Source organism: Glutamicibacter sp. (assembly GCF_050701915.1).
Taxonomy (GTDB): domain Bacteria; phylum Actinomycetota; class Actinomycetes; order Actinomycetales; family Micrococcaceae; genus Glutamicibacter.
Genome location: NZ_JBOGEG010000067.1, coordinates 1 through 2,995, shown reverse-complemented (window position 1 = coordinate 2,995; position 2,995 = coordinate 1). Strand labels below are relative to the sequence as shown.

Sequence of the window (2,995 nt, the reverse complement as noted above, 5' to 3'; positions counted from 1 at the left end):
GCCGTTTCACATCCGGTTATTTCTTCCGTTTTGTTCTCGGCGACAAGGAAAAACTATACACAGGTTTTCGGGGCACTGCAAATCGGCAGGGTATTTTTGACGGTGACCGTGCCCACTTAATTCCGGAATTGTTACTTCGGCTCTGAACATGTGCCCAATCGCTGACGATAATTGCCGAGTTAGGGCTGAGCACGTAAACATTATTTCGCGGCTACACAGAGCACCAGCTCCTGTACCGGTTGAATTTACTGAACCTCTGAGGAGCATGCGCATATACGCGAACCGCATGAATTGTGCCCACATCCGCCGATTGGACTGCCCGTGCGCATGCGAACCACTGAGCAAAGCTCAAGAAGAGAACGCACTTGGCGAAATGATGCATCGAGCGGCTCCGGGCGCGCAACGGCCGAAGTGGCATCAGCGGACCGACTAGCTAGAGCGGTCGGCATTGATGGCGATGCCCAATACAGGTCTTGCAGTTCTACGTAAGTACCACCGTCAGCTACGGTGAAAAGCAGCGATGTTCGGATCCATGGAAATGCGTGTTACTCACTTGGATCGATGCCGCTCCACATGATGGCCTACCGCAATCGGGATGAAGTCTATGAAGTTCACAGCGTTAGAACGCTATTGCCACCTCACTGGGCAAACGTATAGCGAGGTGACTCCCGAAGAACAGCAGAGCGATTATCAAGCCGGGATAACTGAGATTGACGGACAGCTGTGGCGGATCAGGACCGCAAGGATCACGCCAACAAAGTCAGGTGGGTTCGTCGCCATATGGCATCGTGACGAAACTGGGACTACTGCACCCTACGAGTCTGAAGAAGGACTCCACGGAGTGATGGTATTTATCGAGGAAGCCGGCTGCTTCGGCGTCTTCCGCTTTACTCAACAGCACCTCGAGCATCTGGGCATCTTCGCGTCAGCATCAGCTCCAGGTAAGCGCGGTTTCCGCGTCTATCCATCATGGACGGCTGGGCTTAAGGGACAAGCGAAGAAAAGCCAGAATAGTCAGCTGCCTGCATTCACGGTTCTCGCAGACTAGCTTGCTTCGCTCAGACATCTACTGCAGCTCCATGCGCCGGAACCTGAGTTCTCGTTGCGCACCACGCAAAGGTGAACCATCAAAAGGCAACTCACTGAGATCCACAGTCAATGCCGCTTTCAGAGCCAACTGGTTCGCTGACTGCGCGGCGCGGTCAGCCAAGCCGAGCACCTTTGCAAGCTCCGCCCAGTGCTTCTTCTTCAGGTTCTTAGCCTTGCCGGCAACAGTCAACGCCATGGTGTCATCGCCGTAGACCAAGGTGCAGGGGATGTCATAGATGGGCGCTACATCAAACCGCCCATGCACGTCCGCCAGAATCGAGACGTTCTTTCCATGCAAGTCACCATTGCCAGTTAGCCAGGCAAAGACGAACTGCATGTATAGATTGCGTCTGGCGAGCACCGGAGCCTGGCACTGCAGCGCTAAAGCCTCAATAACTTGCTCCGTGCTCACGGCATACTTGCTTGCCGGCGGAAGGTTCAATACCTGCATGGCATCTTCCAACGCCAAACGGATCGGATTATCCGCTCCCCCGACGGCCTTGCGGTCGAACCTCTCGACCAGCAGCCCCGGACTCCCAATGGAATCCAGTACTAGCCGATTGTTTGCGACCGGAAGTTTGAGCAATCGTGCTGCTTTCAGGTGCTGCGCCTCATTAACGACCAGATGCGGATGATCCCGAGGATCAAGCTTGAGCAGATAGGCGCTGTTCTTGAACTCCACTGGCGTTGTCAGCATGGTTGCGCTGATCTTGTCTTGCACGCCAGGTATCGAGTGGCGATCTAAGGTGCGTGCGAGGACCGAAAAGTCGAGTTCGGCCGTGCTGCTGAATTCAGCAACCACGGGAGTCTGTTCCAATGCCGATCCTGCCGGAACAACGCGTAAATTGCCTGGAGTATCAGCGCCAACAGCCATCAGCAGAGTCAGCTCGTCGGAGATGCTGGTCTTAGTTGCGTCCTTGAGAACAGTAAGGCGATGGCCTTCGGGCAATAGTCCCGAGAAGAACGATGGCAACGCGCCCCCGGGTCCAACGTATGGATCAGGGGAAGCTGGCAATGATGTAGCAATGGCCGCGCCACCATCTGCAAGGTAGACCTCGTCATAGCTGAAGGCAACGCTTCCGTCGAATTGTCTGGTTAGAGTACCGGCCAGGTTTTCGTTGCAATATACGTCAGCCTGGGTAACAAGCTTGAGCTCTTGGAGTTGCGGAATCATTTGGCCACGCGGATTCGAAGCCCGAGTACGTTCGCGACGGAGAGCACCGCTTCAATGGAGGGGTTTCCCGCTCCGCGTTCTATGGAGCGCAGCGTGCGTTCGGAAATGCCAGCTAATTCAGCCAGCTGTTCCTGCGTCAGGCCATTCTGTCTTCTAGCGCGTTTCAATTCGGCTCCGAGCTCTGTCACTGAATTCATGAATGATCCTCTTCCGGCAGTATTTCGCCGATTGGCGACATCCTGCTCCCTATCATTCATCATGAAGCATGAATCGGCAACAAGTTACCGAAATGTTGGCCAGATGAAAGCAATCAGGTTTCAGAGGCACCGAAAGGTAGGATCTTGCCGATTCGCGGACCAGGCGTCATCGCATAGCAGCACCTGCAACGGAGCGGGCGTCTCTCTCGTGGTGAGCCGCGGAAGTCCGAGGGCACGCCAGCTACTTGGTCACTTCAAGCGCGTCCAAGATCGGGACACAGAGCAGCCACGGCTGGATTCGGAACCCAATGCCAGCCCGATCATTCCCTGAGCGGTCCGCGCAAGCGGCCAGCACCCAAGCCCGTTAAATAGGAAAAGGGCCAGGCTTTCATGCCTAGCCCCTCCACGGGTTAAACAGGTGAGGCCCCCTAGCACCAACAGGTGCCCAAGGGGCCTCACACACATAAGTTAAGTCCGGCGGTGACCTACTCTCCCACACCCTCACGAGTGCAGTACCATCGGCGCAGTGGGCCTT

General features: G+C 55.6%; 3 protein-coding genes. 1 reads left to right on the top strand and 2 read right to left on the bottom strand.

From position 1 onward, the window contains the following. Window positions 1–604 precede the first annotated feature (604 nt). A complete protein-coding gene (locus ACRDT3_RS18900; protein ID WP_431494454.1) occupies window positions 605–1,048 on the top strand; it encodes a MepB family protein in 444 nt (147 codons plus the stop codon). An 18-nt stretch (window positions 1,049–1,066) separates the two neighbouring features. Here the strand turns inward: ACRDT3_RS18900 and ACRDT3_RS18895 are convergent, their stop codons facing one another. Together ACRDT3_RS18895 and ACRDT3_RS18890 are read right to left on the bottom strand one after the other, a co-directional pair. Continuing rightward, window positions 1,067–2,263, bottom strand: a complete 1,197-nt coding sequence (locus tag ACRDT3_RS18895) for a type II toxin-antitoxin system HipA family toxin (RefSeq protein ID WP_431494453.1) — start codon at window positions 2,261–2,263, stop codon at window positions 1,067–1,069. Continuing rightward, window positions 2,260–2,460 carry a helix-turn-helix transcriptional regulator gene (locus tag ACRDT3_RS18890; RefSeq protein WP_431494452.1) on the bottom strand — a complete coding sequence of 67 codons (201 nt, stop codon included), beginning with the start codon at window positions 2,458–2,460 and terminating at the stop codon, window positions 2,260–2,262. Before ACRDT3_RS18890 ends, ACRDT3_RS18895 begins: the two co-directional genes overlap by 4 nt. Window positions 2,461–2,995 lie beyond the last annotated feature (535 nt).

Coding starts and splice junctions, on each gene's coding strand:
- ACRDT3_RS18900 (WP_431494454.1), top strand. CDS start 605: ATGAAGTTCACAGCGTTAGAACGCTATTGCCACCTCACTGGGCAAACG.
- ACRDT3_RS18895 (WP_431494453.1), bottom strand. CDS start 2,263: ATGATTCCGCAACTCCAAGAGCTCAAGCTTGTTACCCAGGCTGACGTA.
- ACRDT3_RS18890 (WP_431494452.1), bottom strand. CDS start 2,460: ATGAATTCAGTGACAGAGCTCGGAGCCGAATTGAAACGCGCTAGAAGA.